Genomic DNA, 17,758 nt, shown 5'->3' with positions numbered 1-17,758 from the left:
GCAGGAGGTACGGCAGGAGGGACAGGGGTGACGACCAACCCGCAGGACATCGACGTGATGGTCCCCAGGATGGACATCCAGCAGCTCGCGGCGCTCGCGCCCCTGGACCCGGGCGCCGTGGAGATCTACGAGCACACCACGCGCACCACGAGCGTCTCGCTGGGCGAGCTGGTCCGGCTGACCGGCCGCCCGGAGGACGCCGTCGCGGAGTCCGTCCGGGTCCTGCTGCGGCTGCGCCTGCTGCGGTGGGCGGAGGGCGAGCCCACCCGGCTGACCGCCATCTCCCCGGACAGCGCCGAGCTGCACGTCCTGGAGCCCGCCGCACGGAAGGTCGCCGAACTGCAGGAGGCGCTGGCGCAGGTCCGCGGCGAGCTCTCCGCCCTCTCCGAGCTGTACCACGACGGGATCGTGCACCGGCTGCGCGGGGAGAGCACGGAGATCATCACCGGCCCGGCGGACGTCCGCGGCCGTGTCGAGCACCTGATCGACCGGGCGGCCCGGGAGATCCTCGTCGCCCGGCCGGGCGGGGCACGGCAGGAGGACGTCCCGTGGGAGTGCCCCGAGCGTATCGAGGCGGCGCTCGCGCGCGGCGTGCGGCTGCGGGTCATCTGCCAGCACACCGCGCAGTTCAGCCTGCCGGCGGTCGCCCGCGTCGAGCGGGTGACCGCCCTGGGCGCCGAGGTGCGCACCGTGGGCGACCGGATCGAACCGGTCCTGGTCGTCGACCGGAACACCGCCGTCATCCCGCTGCGCGACGACCCGCACGGCGCGGTGCTCGTCCGGGACCTCAGCACCGTCGACTTCATGACCGGCACCTTCGAACGGTTGTGGCCGCAGGCCACGCCCTTCCCGGCCAAGCTGGGCCGCGGCCCGGCCATCGCCGCCTCGGACGCCGTGAAGTCCGACATCGTCCGGCTGCTGATCGCCGGGGAGGACGACAAGGCCATCGCCCGCCGCATGGGCATGTCGGTGCGGACCTGCCAGCGGCACATCACCGAGATCATGAACCGCCTGGGCGCCCGCACCCGGGTGCGCGCCGGCTACCTGCTGCACGAGCTCGGCCACCAGTGACGCCCCCGCAGGGGGCCACCGGTGGCGTTGTGAGCCGTCCGCTCGACCGCCCGGGCCGAGCGTGGAGCTCCCGGCGCCGGAGGCAGGCAGGCGCCCCCCAGCCTGAAAAGCCGTCCCTATCCGTCCTGGGACGTGTCCGGCCGGACGGCGCGTCGTTGATCCGGCCACCAGGCCGCAATGATGAGCGGCTCATACGACAGGAGTGCAGCGATGCTCTTGCCCATTGTCGGACAGCTCTTGGGCCTGGCCGTGGTCGGGCTCCACGCCCTCGTCGGAGGCGTGATCAACCAGCTGGCCAGCCTGCTCTGAGAGCAGTCGAGGGCACCACCCGGCGCCCGCTCTGCCTGTACCCAGGGCAGGAAAATGCCTCCCGCCCGCGCCAAACGCGCAGGTGGGAGGCATGATCGCAATATCTACTTCTTCTTGCCCTGGTTCTTCACGGCCTCGATGGCGGCCTTGGCGGCCTCCGGGTCGAGGTAGCGGCCACCGGGGGTGACCGGGCGGAAGTCGGCGTCGAGCTCGTAGGCCAGCGGGATGCCGGTGGGGATGTTCAGGCCCGCGATGTCGGCGTCGGAAATGCCGTCCAGGTGCTTGACCAGGGCGCGCAGCGAGTTGCCGTGCGCGGCGACCAGGACGGTGCGGCCGGCGATCAGGTCCGGGACGATGCCGTCGTACCAGTACGGCAGCATGCGGGTGACGACGTCCTTGAGGCACTCGGTGCGCGGGCGCAGCTCGCCGGGGATGGACGCGTAGCGCGGGTCGTCGCTCTGGGAGAACTCCGAGCCGTCCTCGAGGGCCGGCGGCGGGGTGTCGTAGGAGCGGCGCCAGAGCATGAACTGCTCCTCGCCGAACTCCGCCAGGGTCTGCGCCTTGTCCTTGCCCTGCAGGGCGCCGTAGTGGCGCTCGTTCAGCCGCCAGGAGCGGTGCACGGGGATCCAGTGGCGGTCGGCGGCCTCCAGGGCGATCTGCGCGGTGCGGATGGCGCGCTTCTGCAGGGAGGTGTGGACCACGTCGGGCAGCAGGCCGGCGTCCTTCAGCAGCTCACCGCCGCGGAGTGCCTCCTTCTCGCCCTTCTCGTTGAGGTTGACGTCCACCCAGCCGGTGAACAGGTTCTTCGCGTTCCACTCGCTCTCGCCGTGGCGGAGGAGGATCAGCTTGTACGGTGCGTCGGCCATGCCCTTGAGCGTAATCGACGGGCCGAGCGCCTCGCGCCCCGGACGTTTGACGCCGATCGTCAATTGAATGGCGTGGACACGATCATTTCAGTAACGTGCGGCCCCTGCTGGTACCACTTACATCCGGGGGCGCGGGAAATGTCGGTAGCACGTATCGGAATGGCCGCTCGCAAGAGCGTGTCGGGGCTGCCGCGGCAGTTCTGGTGGCTGTGGACGTCGACCCTGATCAACCGACTGGGCGCCTTCGTCGCGACCTTTCTGTCCCTGTATCTGACGATCGACCGTGGCTACTCCGCCTCGTACGCCGGCCTGGTCGCCGCCCTGCACGGCCTCGGCGGGGTGGTCGCCTCCCTCGGCGCCGGCGTGATGGCCGACCGGCTCGGCCGGCGGCCCACGATGCTGGTGGCCCAGCTGGCCACCGCCGCCTCCGTCGCCCTGCTCGGCTTCGTGCAGCACCCGCTGGCCATCGCCGCCGTCGCCTTCCTCGTCGGCATGGCCTCCAGCGCCTCCCGCCCGGCGGTGCAGGCGATGATGGCCGACATCGTCCCGCCCGAGGACCGCGTCCGCGCCTTCGCGCTCAACTACTGGGCCATCAACCTCGGCTTCGCCTTCTCCTCGCTGGCCGCCGGCGTCGTCGCCTCGTACAGCTACCTGATCGGCTTCCTCGGCGAGGCCGCGCTGACCCTCGCCTGTGCCCTGCTGGTGTTCTGGAAGCTGCCCGAGTCCCGGCCCGAGCAGACCGCCGCCGCCGACGCCGCCGACACCGGCGCCGGTGGCACACCGGACGAACGCCCGGTCAGCCTCGGCACCGTGCTGCGCGACGGCCGCTTCATGGGGGTGGTCGGGCTCTCGTTCCTGATGGCCTTCATCTTCATGCAGCACACCGTCGCCCTGCCGGTGGCCATGGGCGCCGACGGCTTCTCCCCCGGCGACTACGGCGCGGTCATCGCGGTCAACGGCGTGCTGATCGTGGCCCTGCAGATCCCCGTCACCCGCTTCATCGAGCACGGCGACCCGCGACGGCTGCTGACCGTCTCGGCCCTGCTCGCCGGCTGCGGCTTCGGCCTGACCGCCTTCGCCGGCTCGGTCGGCGCCTACATGCTGACCGTCGTCGTCTGGACGTTCGCCGAGATCATCAACTCGCCGACCCAGATGAGCCTCGTCGTGCGGCTCTCCCCCGCCCAGGGACGCGGGCGTTACCAGGGCGTCTACTCGCTGTCGTGGTCGGTGGCCGCGCTGGTCGCCCCGCTGGTGGGCGGCACGCTGATCGACCACTACGGCGCGGAGGTGCTGTGGGCGCTGTGCACGGCGGTCGGCGCGCTCGCCGCCGCCGGCTACTGGCTCCTGATGTGCGGTCTGCCGGCGCAGGACACCGCCGCCCCGGCGGCCACGCCGGAGCCGGCCACCCGGCCGGAGGCCGAGGCGGCGTCGGCCTGACGCCGCCTCGTCCCCCGTCACGCGTCCCGGGTCACTCGTCCCGGGTCAGGCGGGAGAACGCCTCCAGGTTGCGCGTGGACTCCCCGCGCGCCGTGCGCCACGCGTACTCCTTGCGGATCGCCTCCGCGAACCCCATCTCCAGCAGCGTGTTGAAGCTGCCGTCCGCGTGCTCCAGGACGGTGCCCAGGATCCGGTCGATCTCCTCCGGGGTCACCGCCGCCAGCGGCAGCCGGCCCACCAGGTAGACGTCACCGAGGTGGTCGATCGCGTACGCGACCCCGTACAGCCGGGTGTTGCGCTCCAGCAGCCACCGGTGCACGGCCGCGTGGTTCTCGTCGGGGCAGCGCACGACGAAGGCGTTGACGGACAGGGAGTGCCGGCCGACCTTCAGCGAGACGGTCGTCGACAGCTTGCGCGTACCGGGGAGCTTGACGACGTACGTGCCGTCGGCGGGGCTCTCCCACTCCAGGTCCGCCTCGCGCAGCGTGCGCTCGAGGACGTCCTTCGCTGCGGGCGTGGTCCGATCAGACATGTGCCGAGCGTAGGCGACGCCTGCGCTCGCCCATCGCCGCGGTGTACACCTCGGCCGTGGCGGCGGCCGCCGCGTCCCAGCCGAAGGACTGCGCGTGGCGGGCCGCGGCCTGCCCCATGCGGTCGGTCAGCCCCGGGTCGTCGGCGAAGCGGGCGAGCGCACTGGCGTAGTCGGCCGGGTCGTGGCCCTCAACGAGGATGCCGCTGCGGCCGTCCGCGACGGCCACCGGCAGGCCGCCGACCGCGGCCGCGACCACCGGGGTGCCGCACGCCTGGGCCTCGACGGCCACCAGCCCGAAGGACTCGCTGTAGGACGGCATGACGAGGACGGAGGCGGCCCGGTACCAGTCGGCGAGGGCGTCCTGGCCGACCGGCGGATGGAAGCGGACGACGTCGGCGATGCCGAGCCGGGCCGCGAGCTTCTGCAGGCCCTCCGGCTTGGCCAGGCCGCTGCCGCTGGGCCCGCCGACGACGGGCACGACGATCCGGCCGCGCAGCCCCGGCGCCCGGTCCAGCAGCTCGGCCACCGCCCGCAGCAGGACGTCCGGGGCCTTCAGCGGCTGGATGCGGCCGGCGAACAGCGGGACGAGGGCGTCGGCGGGCAGCCCCAGGCGCTCGCGGGCGGCGGCCCGGCCGCCGGGGGCGGGACGGAAGCGTTCGAGGTTCACGCCGGGGTGCACGACGGCGACCTTCGCGGGATCGGCGTCGTAGTGGTGGATCAGCTCGCCGGCCTCGCCCTCGGTGTTGGCGATCAGCCGGTCCGCGGCGCGCACGATCTGCGTCTCGCCGATCACCCGGGCGGCGGGCTCGGGGGTGTCGCCCTCGGCGAGGGCGGCGTTCTTGACCTTGGCCATGGTGTGCATGGCGTGGACCAGCGGGACGCCCCAGCGCTGGGCGGCGAGCCAGCCGACGTGGCCGGAGAGCCAGTAGTGGGAGTGGACGAGGTCGTAGTAGCCGGGCCGGTGGCCGGCCCACGCCTGCATCACGCCGTGGGTGAAGGCGCACAGCTGGGCGGGCAGCTCCTCCTTGGCCAGCCCCTCGTACGGCCCGGCGTCGATGTGCCGGACGAGCACGCCGGGCGCGAGCTCGACGGTGGGCGGCAGGGCCGCGGTGGTGGCACGGGTGAAGACCTCCACCTCGATGCCCTGCTCGGCCAGCCGCTTGGCCAGCTCGACGATGTACACGTTCATGCCGCCCGCGTCGCCCGTACCGGGCTGGTGCAGGGGCGAGGTGTGCACGCTCAGCATGGCCACCCGCCGCGGGCGCCGCGCGCCGAGGCGGCGCAGCGGCGGCTTGGCGAAGGAACCGAGCGTACGTCCGCGGCGCGCACCGAGCCTGGCTGCGTACTGGCTCACCGTCTGTTCCTCCGTCCGCCGCGGGGTTCTCCCTGCGGCTGCTCGCCCCGTCGACTGGTGGCAACGTCCCGAAGGCCGGTCTCCCTTCCCGGTTTACCAAAGAGTGACGTAAGCGGCTCGCCACCTCACGATCCACGGCCCGCCAAACATCCGACGTCCGATGTCAAGGTACCTTGGCCGCATGAGCAAGGAACCGGCCCTCCGACCGGTGCGCCGCCCCGCCCTCTCCGACGAGGTCATCCACCGCATCCGGGCCCGCATCGCCTCCGGCGACTGGCCCGTCGGCACCCGCATCCCGCCCGAGCCCGAACTGATGCGCCGGCTCCAGGTCGCCCGCGGCACCGTCCGCGAGGCCGTACGTGCCCTCACCCACACCGGGCTCCTGGAGGTCCGGCGCGGCAACGGCACCTACGTGCGCGCCACCAGCGAACTCTCCGGCGCCGTCGCCCGCCTCTGCGGCGACGGCGACCTCGGCCACCTGCGCGAAGTCCGCGAGGGCCTCCACGTCCAGGCCGCCCGCCTCGCCGCCGTACGCGCCGACGGGCCGACCCTCGACGCCCTGCACGACGCCCTCGAACAGCGCGCCGCCGCCTGGCACGCCCGCGACTTCGAGGCCTGGTGCGAAGCCGACCGGGCCTTCCACTGCGGCATCGCCGACGCCTCCGGCAACCCCCTCCTCGCCGAACTCCACCGCAATCTCACCGGCCCCCTGCGCACCGCCGCGACCGGCGCCTGGGCCACCCCCGGCTTCCAGGGCGCCGACCCCGCCGGCCACGAGACCCTCCTCGCCGCCCTGCGCGCCGGCGACCCCGCCGAGGCCGGCCGCCGGGCCCTGGACGGCGGTACCTGCCATGGCTAGGACCACCCGCCCCGTCGGCTCCGCCACCCGCGGCACCACCAACCCCAACCGGCTGCGCCGCATGGACCGCTGGATCACCGCCGCCCACGCCCCCGCACTGCGCCGCAGCACCGACCCCGTCGCCGTCGACCTCGGCTACGGCGCCGCCCCCTGGACCGCCGTCGAACTCCTCGGACGCCTGCGCACCGTCCGCCCCGACGCGGAAGTCGTCGGCATCGAGATCGACCCCGCCCGGGTCGCCGCGGCCAAGCCCTACGAACGCGACGGCCTCGGCTTCGCCCACGGCGGCTTCGAGGTACCCCTGCCCGCCGGCCGGCGGGCCCTGCTCATCCGCGCGGCCAACGTGCTGCGGCAGTACGACGAGGACGAGGTCACCGCCGTCTGGCAACGGCTGTGCGGGCGGCTCGCACCGGACGGACTGCTCGTCGAGGGCACGTGCGACGAGATCGGACGCCGGCACGTATGGGTGGCCCTCGGCCCCGAAGGACCCCGCACGATCACCTTCGCCGCCCGCCTCGGGTCCCTCGGCACCCCCTCCGACCTGGCCGAACGCCTGCCGAAGGCGCTCATCCACCGCAACGTGCCGGGGGAGGCGGTGCACACCTTCCTGCGGGACTTCGACCGCGCGTGGGCGGCGGCGGCCCCCTACGGCGCGCTCAGCGCCCGCCAACGCTGGATCCGCACGGCGTCGGCCCTCCGGACCGACTGGCCCGTGGTGGACGGCCCGGTGCGCTGGCGCCAGGGCGAGCTCACGCTGACGTGGCAGGCCCTGGCCCCGACGCCGTAACGCTGCCGCGGGGCGGTGCGGCGCGGGTGCCGAATCCAGCCCGGCTGGGGGCACCTCCCAGCGGTAGCTGGGGGATTTTGAGGCCACCGCGCGGAGCGCGGTCCGGGGGTGCGAGGGGGCGGAGCCCCGCTCGGAAACGGCGAAAGGGCGGGTCAGGGGAGAAGACCCAGCACGGACAGCAGCGCATCCACCAGCGGCCGGTCGCGGTCGTGCGTCAGACGCCACCGCGCGGCCTCCGGCCCCAGCCACAGCAGCCGGTCCACCTCGCGGCTGGGCACGAAGCGGCCCCCCACCGCCTCCGCCGCCCACCAGTGGACTTCCTTGGGCCGTCCGTCCACCAGGTAGCGGGACACCGGCAGCCGCAGGCCCGGCTCGCACCGCATCCCGGTTTCCTCCAGTACTTCCCGCAGCGCACAGCTCAGCGCGTCCTCGCCGCGCTTGAGCTTGCCCTTGGGCAGCGACCAGTCGTCGTACTTGGGTCGGTGCACAAGAGCGAGCTCCACCGCCCCGGGCAGGGCCGCACGCCGCCACAGCACGCACCCCGCCGCCCGCACCACGGGCGCCGTCACGGCACGATCCTCTGCCACATGCGTCCGAAGGCGTAGCGCGCGGCTTCCACCTCGTGCCGTTGGTCGGCGTGCAGGACGCCGAGCGCGTACGCCGTGGCGGGGGCGATGCGCGGCGTGCGGGCGGCGGACGCGGCGGCCGCCGCGGCGTCGGCGGCGTCGCGGTGGCGGTCGAGGGCCTGGCCGGCGCCGAGCAGCCGTACGGACAGGGAGGGTTCGGCCTCGGTCTGTTCCTGCTCGTCGAGGACTTCCTGCGCGTACCGCCGCAGCCGCACCAGGCGTCGTACCTGGTGCCAGGGCGCGTCCTGCCGGGTCTCGGCGGGTGGTGCGTCCGCGGCGGCGGTGGCGGCGAGGCCGTGGAGCAGGGCTTCGGCGTTGTAGGGGCGGCCGGCGGTGGCGAGCGGCAGGGCTTCGACGGCGTCGGTGAGCCGCCGGTGCGCCTGGTCGGCCAGGCGCGGCAGGACGGCCGCGGCGGGCGTCTCGCGCGCGGCGGCGTCGAGCGGCACTTCGGAGGCCAGGACGGCGACGGCGTCGGCGACGGCGTGGAAGCGGGCGGAGCCGAGTGCCTGGAGGGCGGCGGAGTGGGCGCGGGTGCGGGCGAGGGTGAGTTGCCGGTCGAGGAGGGCCCCGGCGCGGGCGGCGCCGACGGTGGCGGGCCCGCCCGCGCCGGCGAGCCGGTGCAGTGCGCCGCGCAGCCGGGCGAGCCGTGCGGCGTGGGTGTGTTCGCGGCCGATGACGTCGCAGAGCCAGCCGAGTTCGCCGCGCAGCTGATCGGTCCAGGTGGGGTCGGTCAGGGGCCGGTAGACGTGCAGGGTGCCGGCGATGCGCCGGGCGGAGCGGCGCAGCAGGCGGGCGGCTTCGCCGGCGTCCTCGGCGTCGGCGCCGCTGTCGGCGTGCAGGCGCAGGCTGCGCAGGAATTCGACGGCCTGGGCGTGGAGGTAGCCGGAGAGGACCTCTCCTGCGCTCGTCGTCGTGTCGGTGCCTGCGGCGAGGGCCGCCGGTGCTTCATGCGGTAGCTGAGCCACGCCGGCGCCTCCGTGCGTCGATGAGGATCTCCTGCACGCTGCGCAGCGGCCGGCCGTCGGTGTCGGTGGCGTGCCGCGTCCATTCGCCGTCGGGGCCCAGGTGCCAGGAGGCGGTGTGGTCGGAGACGCCGAGTTCGAGCAGTTTGCCGAGGGAGGCCCGGTGGGCGGGGTCGGTGACGCGGACCAGGGTTTCGATGCGCCGGTCGAGGTTGCGGTGCATCATGTCGGCGCTGCCGAGCCAGACTTCGGTGTCGCCGGCGTTGGCGAAGGCGAAGACGCGGGAGTGTTCGAGGAAGCGGCCGAGGACGCTGCGGACGCGGATGTTCTCGGACAGTCCGGGGACGCCGGGGCGCAGGGCGCAGATGCCGCGTACCCAGATGTCGACGGGGATGCCGGCGCGCGAGGCGCGGTAGAGGGCGTCGATGACGGCCTCGTCGACCATGGAGTTGACCTTGATGCGGATGAAGGCGGGCCGGCCGGCGCGGTGGTGGGCGATTTCTCTGGCGATGCGCTGGACGAGCCCGTCGCGCAGGGAGCGGGGGGCGACGAGCAGGCGCCGGTAGGTCTCGCGGCGCGAGTAGCCGGAGAGCCGGTTGAACAGGTCGGACAGGTCGGCGCCGACCTGTGGGTCGGCGGTCAGCAGGCCGAAGTCCTCGTACAGGCGGGCGGTCTTGGGGTGGTAGTTGCCGGTGCCGACGTGCGAGTAGCGGCGCAGGGTGTCGCCCTCCTGCCGGACGACGAGGGAGAGCTTGCAGTGGGTCTTGAGGCCCACGAGGCCGTAGACGACGTGGCAGCCGGCCTCTTCGAGCTTGCGGGCCCATTTGATGTTGGCCTGCTCGTCGAAGCGGGCCTTGATCTCGACGAGGACGAGCACCTGCTTGCCGGATTCGGCGGCGTCTATGAGGGCGTCGACGATGGGCGAGTCGCCGGAGGTGCGGTAGAGCGTCTGCTTGATGGCCAGCACGTCCGGGTCGGCGGCGGCCTGCTCCAGGAACGCCTGGACGGAGGTGGAGAAGGAGTCGTACGGGTGGTGCAGCAGGACGTCGCGCTCGCGCAGGGCGGCGAAGATGTCGGGCGGGGAGGCGGACTCCACCTCGGCGAGGTCGCGGTGGGTGCCGGCGACGAACTTGGGGTACTTCAGCTCCGGCCGGTCCAGGGAGGCGATGGCGAACAGCGCGGTCAGGTCGAGCGGGCCGGGCAGCGGGTAGACCTCGGCGTCGGAGATCTTCAGCTCGCGCACCAGCAGGTCGAGGACGTAGGGGTCGATGGTCTCCTCGACCTCCAGGCGCACGGGCGGGCCGAAGCGGCGGCGCATGAGCTCCTTCTCCAGCGCCTGCAGCAGGTTCTCGGCGTCGTCCTCCTCGACCTCCAGGTCCTCGTTGCGCGTGACCCGGAACATGTGGTGCGCGAGCACCTCCATGCCGGGGAAGAGCTCCTCCAGGTGGGCCGCGATGACGTCCTCCAGCGGCACGAACCGCTGCGGGGAGGCCTCCAGGAAGCGCGGCAGCAGCGGCGGCACCTTCACACGGGCGAAGTGGTCGTGGCCGCTGACGGGGTTGCGCACGACGACGGCGAGGTTGAGCGAGAGCCCGGAGATGTACGGGAAGGGGTGCGCGGGGTCGACGGCGAGCGGGGTGAGGACGGGGAAGATCTGCTGCCGGAAGAGGGTGAAGAGCCGGCCCTGCTCCTTGTCGGTCAGGTCGGGCCAGCGGATGAGGTGGATGCCCTGGTCGGCGAGCTCGGGGGCGACGTCCTGCTGGAAGCAGGCGGCGTGCCGGGCCATGAGCTCGCGCGAGCGGGTCCAGATCAGCTCCAGCACCTCGCGCGGCTGCAGCCCGGAGGCGGAGCGGGTGGCCACGCCGGTGGCGATGCGGCGCTTGAGGCCGGCCACGCGCACCATGAAGAACTCGTCGAGGTTGCCGGCGAAGATCGCCAGGAAGCCGGCGCGTTCCAGCAGGGGGGTGGCGGGGTCCTCCGCGAGCTCCAGCACCCGTTCGTTGAAGGCGAGCCAGCTGCGCTCGCGGTCCAGGAAGCGGCCCTCGGGCAGCGGCTCGGCGCTGTCCTCGCCGGTGGCCTGCAGCTCCTTGATCCCGAAGGCGTCGAGGTCGGCCCCCACCTGGGGCACGCCGGCGACGACGGCCGCGTTGGGCCGGTGGGCGGCGATGAAGCCCACCGAGTCGGTCGTGGTGTCCGGGGCCGGGATCCTCGACGGCTGGCTCATACCTTCATTGTTCCGCGCCTCGGGCCGGTCGGGCGCGTCCGGGGCCGGGGCGGGGGCGGCGCGGAGCCGTCGTCCTGGGGCGCGGGTCGGGGCGGGCTGCATTCGCCAAGGCTCGCAACCGTGGTTTAAGCACGGGTAACGTCCACATGACCTCCAGGGAATCTCCGCCTCCCCGCGCCCCCTCTCAGGGGTGCGTGCGGCGCATCAGCCACACGGCCGCGCCGGCCACCAGCAGCGCCAGGGCCGTGCAGACGCCGGCCTCGGCCCACAGCAGGGGCTGCATGTGGGAGCCGGGATGGTACTCCAGGTACCAGCCGACCGCATGGTGCTGGGCGAGGCAGTCGGCGGGCCGCACGCCGACGCCGCAGTCCGGCTCGGGGAGGTGGCCGCCGGAGGCGTCGACCATGCCGCGGCCGACGATCCAGTCGGTGTTGCCCCTGATCAGGCCCGGCATCTCCCGGGAGAGCTCGGTCGCCGGTGCGACCATGCGGTCGCGCAGCCACTGGACCGGCAGCAGCAGCACCTGGAGGGCGAAAATCGTCGCGCCCAGGGCGGCCAGCACGTGCCGCACCAGCAGGCCGGCCAGGGCGCCGACCGCGAGCCCGAGCAGGGCGTGGGCGACGGGCACGGGGCCGAGCATGTCGGTGTTGCGCCACCACCACTGGCCCGGCAGGTGCTCCAGGGGCAGGCTGCGCCAGGTCCAGGCGTAGGTGGCCGACAGCACGGAGACCCCGGCCAGGAGGGCCACGGCCGGCAGGGCGAGCTTGGCCGCGAACCACCGCATGGGCGAGATCGCCTGCGTCCAGGCCACCCGGTACGTGCCGCTCTCCAACTCCCGGGCGATCATCGGGCCCGCGACGAACGCGCCGACCAGCAGCGGCAGGAACTCCAGGAACCGGCCGATGTAGTGCAGCGGGTCGCCGTAGGTGTCGCTCAGGTGCCGGAGGGTGTCGTCCGTGGGGTGGGTCATGTCGTGGCCGGCCGTGTAGCCGGTGATCCCCGAGCGCAGCCACACCAGCGTCCCCACGAGGACGGCCAGCAGGCCGAGGGCCGACCAGGCGGCGACGCGGTGCCGGCGCAGGACGAGCCACGCCGCGCCGCGGGTGCGCCCCTTTCGCAGAAACGTTCCTGCTCCGGTTGTCGTCGATCCGGTCGTCGTCGATCCGGTCGTCGTCACGCTGCCTCCTTGCGTCCCGTTGCCGTGCGGTACGACGGCGTACGCGGCTCCGCGCTCGGCGCGAGCAGCGGCGGCGCCCCGGGCGAGCGCAGGTGGGCCAGGAGCAGCTCCTCCAGGGTCGGCTCGCTCACCTGCCAGGCGCCGGTCACCGGACCGTCCGTCCGCAGCAGCGCGGTCACCTGACGGCCCGTCGTCCGCGACTCCACCACCGTGTGCGGGGCGAACGCGCGCGGCGTGCCCGCCTCCTCGTGGTGCCCCATGACCAGGCGGTGCGCGGAGATCAGGTCCTCCACCTCGCCGGCCAGGCGCACCCGGCCGCCGGCCACCAGCAGCAGGTAGTCGCACACCCCTTCCAGTTCGGCGAGGATGTGCGAGGCGATGACGACGGTCGCGCCGCGCTCGGCCGCCTCCGCCATCAGCAGGGCCATCATCTCGTGGCGCACCAGCGGGTCGAGGTCGCTCATCGGCTCGTCGAGCAGCAGCAGTTCGGGCTGCTTGCCCAGGGCGAGCGCGAGCGCGACCCGGGTGCGCTGGCCGCCGGAGAGCGCGCCCACCCGGGCGCCGGGCGACAGGTCGCCGCCGCGCACGATCCGCTCGGCGGTGGCCGCGTCCCAGCACCCCGGATTGAGGTGCCGGCCCATCCGCAGCGTGTCGGCCACCGTGAAGTCGGGGTAGAGCGGCTTGTCCTGCGCGACGTACGCGACCCGGGGGCGCACCCCGGCGTCGCCCGCCTCGCCGCCGACCACCCGCAGCCGCCCCTCGGCCGGGCGCATCAGCCCGGCCGCCAGCGACAGCAGCGTGGACTTGCCGGCCCCGTTGGGGCCGACGAGGGCGCACACGCGTCCGGCGGGCACCCGGAAGCTGCACTCGCGCAGCGCCCAGCGGTGCCGGCGGTACCGCGCGCCCAGGCCGACCGCCTCCAGGGCGGTCCTGCCGGGCGCGTAGGTCAGGTCGGTCATGCAGTCCCCTCCCGCACGTCGTGGAACGTCTCCTCCAGGACGGACGTGAGCAGGGCCGCCACGTCCTCCCGGTCCAGCCCGGCCGCGCGGGCGCGGGCCGTCCAGTCGGCCAGCTCGGCGCGCAGCGGCGAGTCGGCGGCGGCTCCCGGCCGGGCCAGGGACCGCCGTACGAACGTCCCCAGTCCGGGGCGCGCCTCGACCAGGCCCTCGCGGTCCAGCTCGCGGTAGGCCTTCAGGACGGTGTTGGGGTTGATGGCGGTGGCCGCGACGACCTCCTTGGCCGTGGGCAGCTTGTCCCCCGGCGCGAGGAGCCCGAGCCGCAGTGCCTGCTCGACCTGCTGGACGATCTGCAGGTATGTGGCGACTCCGCTGCGCCGGTCGATGCGGAACTCGACCACGCCGGCACCCTTTCACTAATTGACTAGTGAAAGGGTGCTGGACGGGTTGGGGTCGTGTCAATCGCCGCGCTGCCGCCCCAGGGACTGTCCGGCGGGTGCTGTGCGCCCCGTAGGGGCGCGGGGAACTGCGCGACAAGCCACGACGCGCCCGCAGACGAGCGCCGTGCTTCGCCCCGGGCCCCCTACGGGGCGCGCCGCATGATCCGCCGGATACGGCCTACGCCTCCGTGCGGTACATCAGGTCCACCTCGTGGGTCACGAACCCCATGCCCTCGTACACCCGCACGGCCGCCGTGTTGTCCGCGTCCACGTACAGCATCGCCGTCGGCAGGCCCCGGCCCGCGAGGTGGCGCAGGCCCACGGCCGTCAGGGCCTTGCCGAGCCCGCCGCCCTGCGCCCCGGGCCGGACGCCCAGGACGTACACCTCGCCCAGGCCCCCCTCCACCTCGTGCACCTTCGTCCAGTGGAAGCCCACGATCTCCCCGCCCCTCTCGGCGAGGAAGAAGCCCTCCGGGTCGAACCAGGGCTGCGCCTTGCGGTCGTCCAGGTCCCGCTGGGTGAGCGCCCCCTGCTCGGGGTGGTGCGCGAACGCCTCCGCGTTCACCGCCAGCCACGCCGCGTCGTCGGCCCCCGGCCGGAACGTCCGCAGGCTCACGCCGTCCGGCAGCACCGGCTCCCCCAGCCGCAGGTCGCCCAGCGGGCGGCGCATCTGCCGCAGTTCGCGGAACAGGCTCAGGCCCAGCACCTGGGCCAGGTGCCGCGCCGCCGGGTGGCCCCCGTGCGCCCACACCCGCAGCCGCTTGCCGGACTCGGCGAGCAGCGCACCGCCCAGCACCCGGCCGTGCCCGCGCCCCCGGTGGTCGGGGTGCACCACGAACTCGCCCGCCGGCGCCTCCACGGGGTCGCCCTCCTCCAGCTGGCCGTACCCCAGCAGCCGCTGCTCGCCGTCGCGCTCGTGCAGCAGGACGTGCCGCACGCCCGCGCGCCGCCCCTCCAGCTGCAGGCGCCCCTGCTCCGAGACGGCCGGCTGCCCGTCCAGGGCGGCCGCGTCGGCGATCAGCCGCCGCACCCGCGCCACCTGCTCGGCCGGGAGCTCCTCCAGCACCTCGATGCGCCGCTGCCCGCTCGCGTCATTCACCACGTCGCTCATGGGGCGAGCCTACGACGGGCGCCCGCGCGCCCCCGGTCAGCGGCGGCTGTTGAGGAAGCCGATGAGGGTGGCGCCCCACCAACCGAGCTGGGAGACCAGGACGGTGGCGCCGCAGCGCACGAGCAGCGCCCGGCCGACCCGCGCCGTGGTGGTCAGCCTCTCCTGCAGGACGTGGGCGTGGATCCCGTTGAGCGCGACGAGCAGGACGAGGGCGAGCTTGACCTGGGTCAGGGGTGCCGACAGGGACGGCTGGAGCAGCACACCACTGCCCACGAGCCCCGCCAGCCCCAGCCAGATGGGCGGGTGAACGGCCGCCGAGGTGCGCAGCACCTCGGCGAGCGGCCGCTTCCCCGCCAGCCACAGCAACCCCAGCCAGTCCACGGTCAGCACGGCCCCGAAGCCGACGACCAGACTGGCGAGGTGCACGAACAGCGCCACGTCGTGCAGGAGCGGATCCGCCCGCAGGTGCACCGCCGTCCACACCGCGGCGGCCCACAGCGCGCACACGCCCAGGCTCGCGGCGAGGGTGCGCAGGGCGGGGGCCACCGGAGGGGCGGGGACGGCGGCGGGGGTGGCCGGGGTGGTCACGGTGGCGGTGTTCCTTGTCGTACAGGTTGCCGTGGTCGTACAGGTTGCCGTGTCCAGGCAAGGAAAGCCTTGCCTAAGCAATTCTGCGGCCCTCAATAGGCCACAGCTCGCCACTTCCGGTCAAGCGGCGTAATCCTTTCGTCACTCCGCCCCTCCTGTGCGGCTACGCGCGTTGACCGTAGGCTGCCGCCGACCACTTCCCATTCACCCACTGCATAACTGCACAAAGGGGAACACATGCACGCGACGCCGCCGAGAAAGCGCCTCGCACGACGGCTGACGACCGCAGCAGCCGCGCTCGCCGCCACCGCCGGTGTCCTGTCCACCGCCGCCCCCGCCGGGGCGGCGTCCGCGCGGCACGACCACGGCCGCACGGTGGACGTCCAGCTGCTGTCCTTCAACGACCTGCACGGCAACCTCGAACCGCCGCAGGGCTCCTCCGGCACCGTCACCGAGACCGGGGCCGACGGCACGAAGAAGGTCATACCCGCGGGCGGCGTGGAGTACCTGGCCAACTCCCTGCGCACCGCGCGCAAGGGCCACGAGTACTCCATCACCGCCGCGGCCGGCGACATGATCGGCGCCAGCCCGCTGATGTCCGGTCTCTTCCACGACGAGCCCACCATCGAGGCGCTCAACAAGCTGAAGCTCGACGTCACCTCCGTCGGCAACCACGAGTTCGACGAGGGCCGCACCGAGCTGACGCGCATGCAGCGCGGCGGCTGCCACCCCAAGGAGGGCTGCTACGAGAAGGGCAAGAAGTTCCAGGGCGCGGACTTCCCCTACCTCGCCGCCAACGTCACCGACGAGAAGACCGGCAGGCCCATCCTCAAGCCCTACACCATCTGGCAGCACAAGGGCGTCAAGGTCGGCTTCATCGGCGTCACGACGAAGGACACCCCGAACGTCGTCACCGCCGAGGGCGTCAAGGGCCTGAAGTTCGCCGACGAGGTCGAGACGATCAACAAGTACGCCAAGGAGCTCGACCGCCAGGGCGTGAAGTCCATCGTCGCGCTCATCCACGAGGGCGGCATGCCGGCCTCCGGGTCGTACAACTACAACTGCGACACCCCGGGTGCGGGCGCCGGCATCTCCGGCGCCATCGTCGACATCGCCAAGAAGGTCACGCCGAAGGTCGACGCCCTCGTCACGGGCCACACCCACCAGGCGTACGCGTGCACCATCCCCGACCCCTCCGGCGCGCCCCGCACGGTGACCTCGGCCGCCTCCTTCGGCCGTCTGTACACCGACACCACGCTGACCTACGACCGCCGCACCAAGGACATCGTCCGCAAGCCGGTCAAGGCCGCCGCGTCCGCGTACGCCTCCGAGGCGAAGAACCCGCGCACCGGCAACCACGTCGTCGACCGCAACCAGCCCAAGGCCGCGGACATGACCGCGCTCATCGACCGCTGGAAGGCCCTGGCCGCCCCGGTCGCCAACAAGCCGGTCGGCTACATCTCCGCCGACATCAACGGCCGCGGCTCCGAGGCGTACGAACAGCCCCTCGGCGACGTCATCACCGACGCCCAGCTCGAAGCCCTCGCTCCCGCCGACAAGGGCGGCGCCCAGATCGCGTTCATGAACCCCGGCGGCATCCGCTCCGACCTCGCCTACAAGGCCTCCGGCGCCGAGGGCGACGGCGTGGTGACCTACGGCGAGGCGTTCACCGTCCAGCCGTTCACCAACATGATGCAGGTCAAGGACCTCACCGGCGCCCAGGTCATCGCCGCCCTGCAGCAGCAGGTCAGCGGCCCGAACGAGGCCCAGCCGAAGATCCTGCAGGTCAGCAAGGGGCTGACCTACACGCTGGACCTGACGAAGAAGGGCGCCGACCGCATCGTCGCCTCCTCCGTCAAGCTCGACGGCGCCCCGATCGAGCCCGGCAAGGTCTACCACGTCGCCGGCAACGAGTTCCTAATGGGCGGCGGTGACGGCTTCCCGGCCTTCAAGGACGGCACGAACAAGCGCGTCGGCCTCTCCGACCTCGACGCCTTCGTCGCCTACCTGACGGCCCACTCGTCGAAGACCGCCCCGCTGGCCCCGCCGGCGGGAGGCCGCATCACGATCGTGAAGTAGCCGATCGTGAAGTAACCGATCAGCCGGCTCCCGCGCGTATCAGGGGGCGCGCGGGAGCACGGCGGGCATGGGCGGGGCCGTCCGGCGGTAGGGAGGGAGCCGGAATGCTCACCGTGGAAGGGGAGTTCACGATGAAGGCCCTGCGCCGTCGCGCCATGACCACGCTCGCCGCAACGCTCCTGCTGTGCGGCCTGGGCGGTGCCCTCGCCGCCCCGGCGGAGGCGGACGTGGACGCGAATCTGCTGGGCGGCACCATGACCATGCACACGAACGGGACCGTCGAGGCGTCGGCACTGGGTTCCCGGCTCTTCGCCGTCCAGGACCCGTTGGGCGACCTCCTCTGACACCCGATTGGCCGGTTCTCTCCCCGCGGCGTTGCG

The 17,758-nt window shown here is 73.4% G+C and carries 17 protein-coding genes; 6 read left to right on the top strand and 11 right to left on the bottom strand.

All coding sequences use genetic code 11. The annotated features are described in order from the left end of the window. Positions 1–27 precede the first annotated feature (27 nt). Positions 28–1,071 carry a LuxR C-terminal-related transcriptional regulator gene (locus AB0K17_RS20975; protein ID WP_365983819.1) on the top strand — a complete coding sequence of 348 codons (1,044 nt, stop codon included), beginning with the start codon at positions 28–30 and terminating at the stop codon, positions 1,069–1,071. 413 nt (positions 1,072–1,484) lie between these two features. On the opposite strand, the gene AB0K17_RS20970 is transcribed toward AB0K17_RS20975, so the two are convergent. Then, positions 1,485–2,246, bottom strand: coding sequence for a phosphoglyceromutase (locus AB0K17_RS20970; protein ID WP_344432537.1), 762 nt, complete (start codon positions 2,244–2,246; stop codon positions 1,485–1,487). Positions 2,247–2,384: 138 nt separating this feature from the next. Here AB0K17_RS20970 and AB0K17_RS20965 point away from each other — a divergent pair, with 138 nt between their 5' ends. After that, the gene (locus tag AB0K17_RS20965) at positions 2,385–3,683 is read left to right on the top strand and encodes an MFS transporter (protein ID WP_365967356.1); all 1,299 of its coding nucleotides are present in this window, start codon (positions 2,385–2,387) and stop codon (positions 3,681–3,683) included. Between the two features lie 31 nt (positions 3,684–3,714). Here the strand turns inward: AB0K17_RS20965 and AB0K17_RS20960 are convergent, their stop codons facing one another. Continuing rightward, positions 3,715–4,215 carry a YbjN domain-containing protein gene (locus tag AB0K17_RS20960; protein ID WP_365967355.1) on the bottom strand — a complete coding sequence of 167 codons (501 nt, stop codon included), beginning with the start codon at positions 4,213–4,215 and terminating at the stop codon, positions 3,715–3,717. After that, positions 4,208–5,569 carry a D-inositol-3-phosphate glycosyltransferase gene (gene mshA / locus AB0K17_RS20955; protein WP_365983818.1) on the bottom strand — a complete coding sequence of 454 codons (1,362 nt, stop codon included), beginning with the start codon at positions 5,567–5,569 and terminating at the stop codon, positions 4,208–4,210. The genes AB0K17_RS20960 and mshA overlap by 8 nt, the downstream gene beginning before the upstream one ends. 181 nt (positions 5,570–5,750) lie before the next feature. Here mshA and AB0K17_RS20950 point away from each other — a divergent pair, with 181 nt between their 5' ends. Next, positions 5,751–6,428 carry a FadR/GntR family transcriptional regulator gene (locus AB0K17_RS20950; RefSeq protein ID WP_365983817.1) on the top strand — a complete coding sequence of 226 codons (678 nt, stop codon included), beginning with the start codon at positions 5,751–5,753 and terminating at the stop codon, positions 6,426–6,428. Then, positions 6,421–7,215 (top strand): class I SAM-dependent methyltransferase, encoded by a 795-nt coding sequence (locus tag AB0K17_RS20945; RefSeq protein WP_365983816.1) that lies wholly within the window; start codon positions 6,421–6,423, stop codon positions 7,213–7,215. The genes AB0K17_RS20950 and AB0K17_RS20945 overlap by 8 nt, the downstream gene beginning before the upstream one ends. A gap of 152 nt (positions 7,216–7,367) precedes the next feature. Here the strand turns inward: AB0K17_RS20945 and AB0K17_RS20940 are convergent, their stop codons facing one another. From AB0K17_RS20940 to AB0K17_RS20905, 8 genes are all read right to left on the bottom strand, one after another. Beyond that, the gene (locus tag AB0K17_RS20940) at positions 7,368–7,784 is read right to left on the bottom strand and encodes an NUDIX hydrolase (RefSeq protein ID WP_365983815.1); all 417 of its coding nucleotides are present in this window, start codon (positions 7,782–7,784) and stop codon (positions 7,368–7,370) included. Next, positions 7,781–8,806 (bottom strand): CHAD domain-containing protein, encoded by a 1,026-nt coding sequence (locus AB0K17_RS20935; RefSeq protein WP_365967350.1) that lies wholly within the window; start codon positions 8,804–8,806, stop codon positions 7,781–7,783. Before AB0K17_RS20935 ends, AB0K17_RS20940 begins: the two co-directional genes overlap by 4 nt. Then, positions 8,787–11,027 (bottom strand): RNA degradosome polyphosphate kinase, encoded by a 2,241-nt coding sequence (locus AB0K17_RS20930; protein ID WP_365983814.1) that lies wholly within the window; start codon positions 11,025–11,027, stop codon positions 8,787–8,789. Before AB0K17_RS20930 ends, AB0K17_RS20935 begins: the two co-directional genes overlap by 20 nt. A gap of 184 nt (positions 11,028–11,211) precedes the next feature. Further along, on the bottom strand, positions 11,212–12,204 hold the full coding sequence (locus AB0K17_RS20925; protein WP_365983813.1) for a hypothetical protein: 993 nt from the start codon (positions 12,202–12,204) through the stop codon (positions 11,212–11,214). Further along, positions 12,201–13,163: an ABC transporter ATP-binding protein gene (locus AB0K17_RS20920; RefSeq protein WP_365983812.1), complete on the bottom strand. Its 963-nt coding sequence runs from the start codon at positions 13,161–13,163 to the stop codon at positions 12,201–12,203. Before AB0K17_RS20920 ends, AB0K17_RS20925 begins: the two co-directional genes overlap by 4 nt. After that, a complete protein-coding gene (locus tag AB0K17_RS20915; protein WP_365967346.1) occupies positions 13,160–13,561 on the bottom strand; it encodes a GntR family transcriptional regulator in 402 nt (133 codons plus the stop codon). The genes AB0K17_RS20920 and AB0K17_RS20915 overlap by 4 nt, the downstream gene beginning before the upstream one ends. A gap of 217 nt (positions 13,562–13,778) precedes the next feature. Further along, positions 13,779–14,711, bottom strand: a complete 933-nt coding sequence (gene mshD / locus AB0K17_RS20910) for a mycothiol synthase (protein WP_365983811.1) — start codon at positions 14,709–14,711, stop codon at positions 13,779–13,781. A 36-nt stretch (positions 14,712–14,747) separates the two neighbouring features. Beyond that, on the bottom strand, positions 14,748–15,299 hold the full coding sequence (locus tag AB0K17_RS20905) for a hypothetical protein (protein ID WP_365983810.1): 552 nt from the start codon (positions 15,297–15,299) through the stop codon (positions 14,748–14,750). Positions 15,300–15,536: 237 nt separating this feature from the next. Here AB0K17_RS20905 and AB0K17_RS20900 point away from each other — a divergent pair, with 237 nt between their 5' ends. Together AB0K17_RS20900 and AB0K17_RS20895 are read left to right on the top strand one after the other, a co-directional pair. Continuing rightward, positions 15,537–17,378, top strand: coding sequence for a 5'-nucleotidase C-terminal domain-containing protein (locus AB0K17_RS20900; protein ID WP_365983809.1), 1,842 nt, complete (start codon positions 15,537–15,539; stop codon positions 17,376–17,378). Between the two features lie 104 nt (positions 17,379–17,482). After that, on the top strand, positions 17,483–17,722 hold the full coding sequence (locus AB0K17_RS20895; RefSeq protein ID WP_365967342.1) for a hypothetical protein: 240 nt from the start codon (positions 17,483–17,485) through the stop codon (positions 17,720–17,722). Positions 17,723–17,758 lie beyond the last annotated feature (36 nt).

Origin of the sequence: Streptomyces sp. NPDC049585, assembly GCF_040675615.1 — a bacterium.
Lineage (GTDB): Bacteria > Actinomycetota > Actinomycetes > Streptomycetales > Streptomycetaceae > Streptomyces > Streptomyces luteosporeus.
The sequence above is the reverse complement of the archived record's forward strand: the minus strand, read 5'-3'. Positions and strand labels throughout refer to the sequence as shown.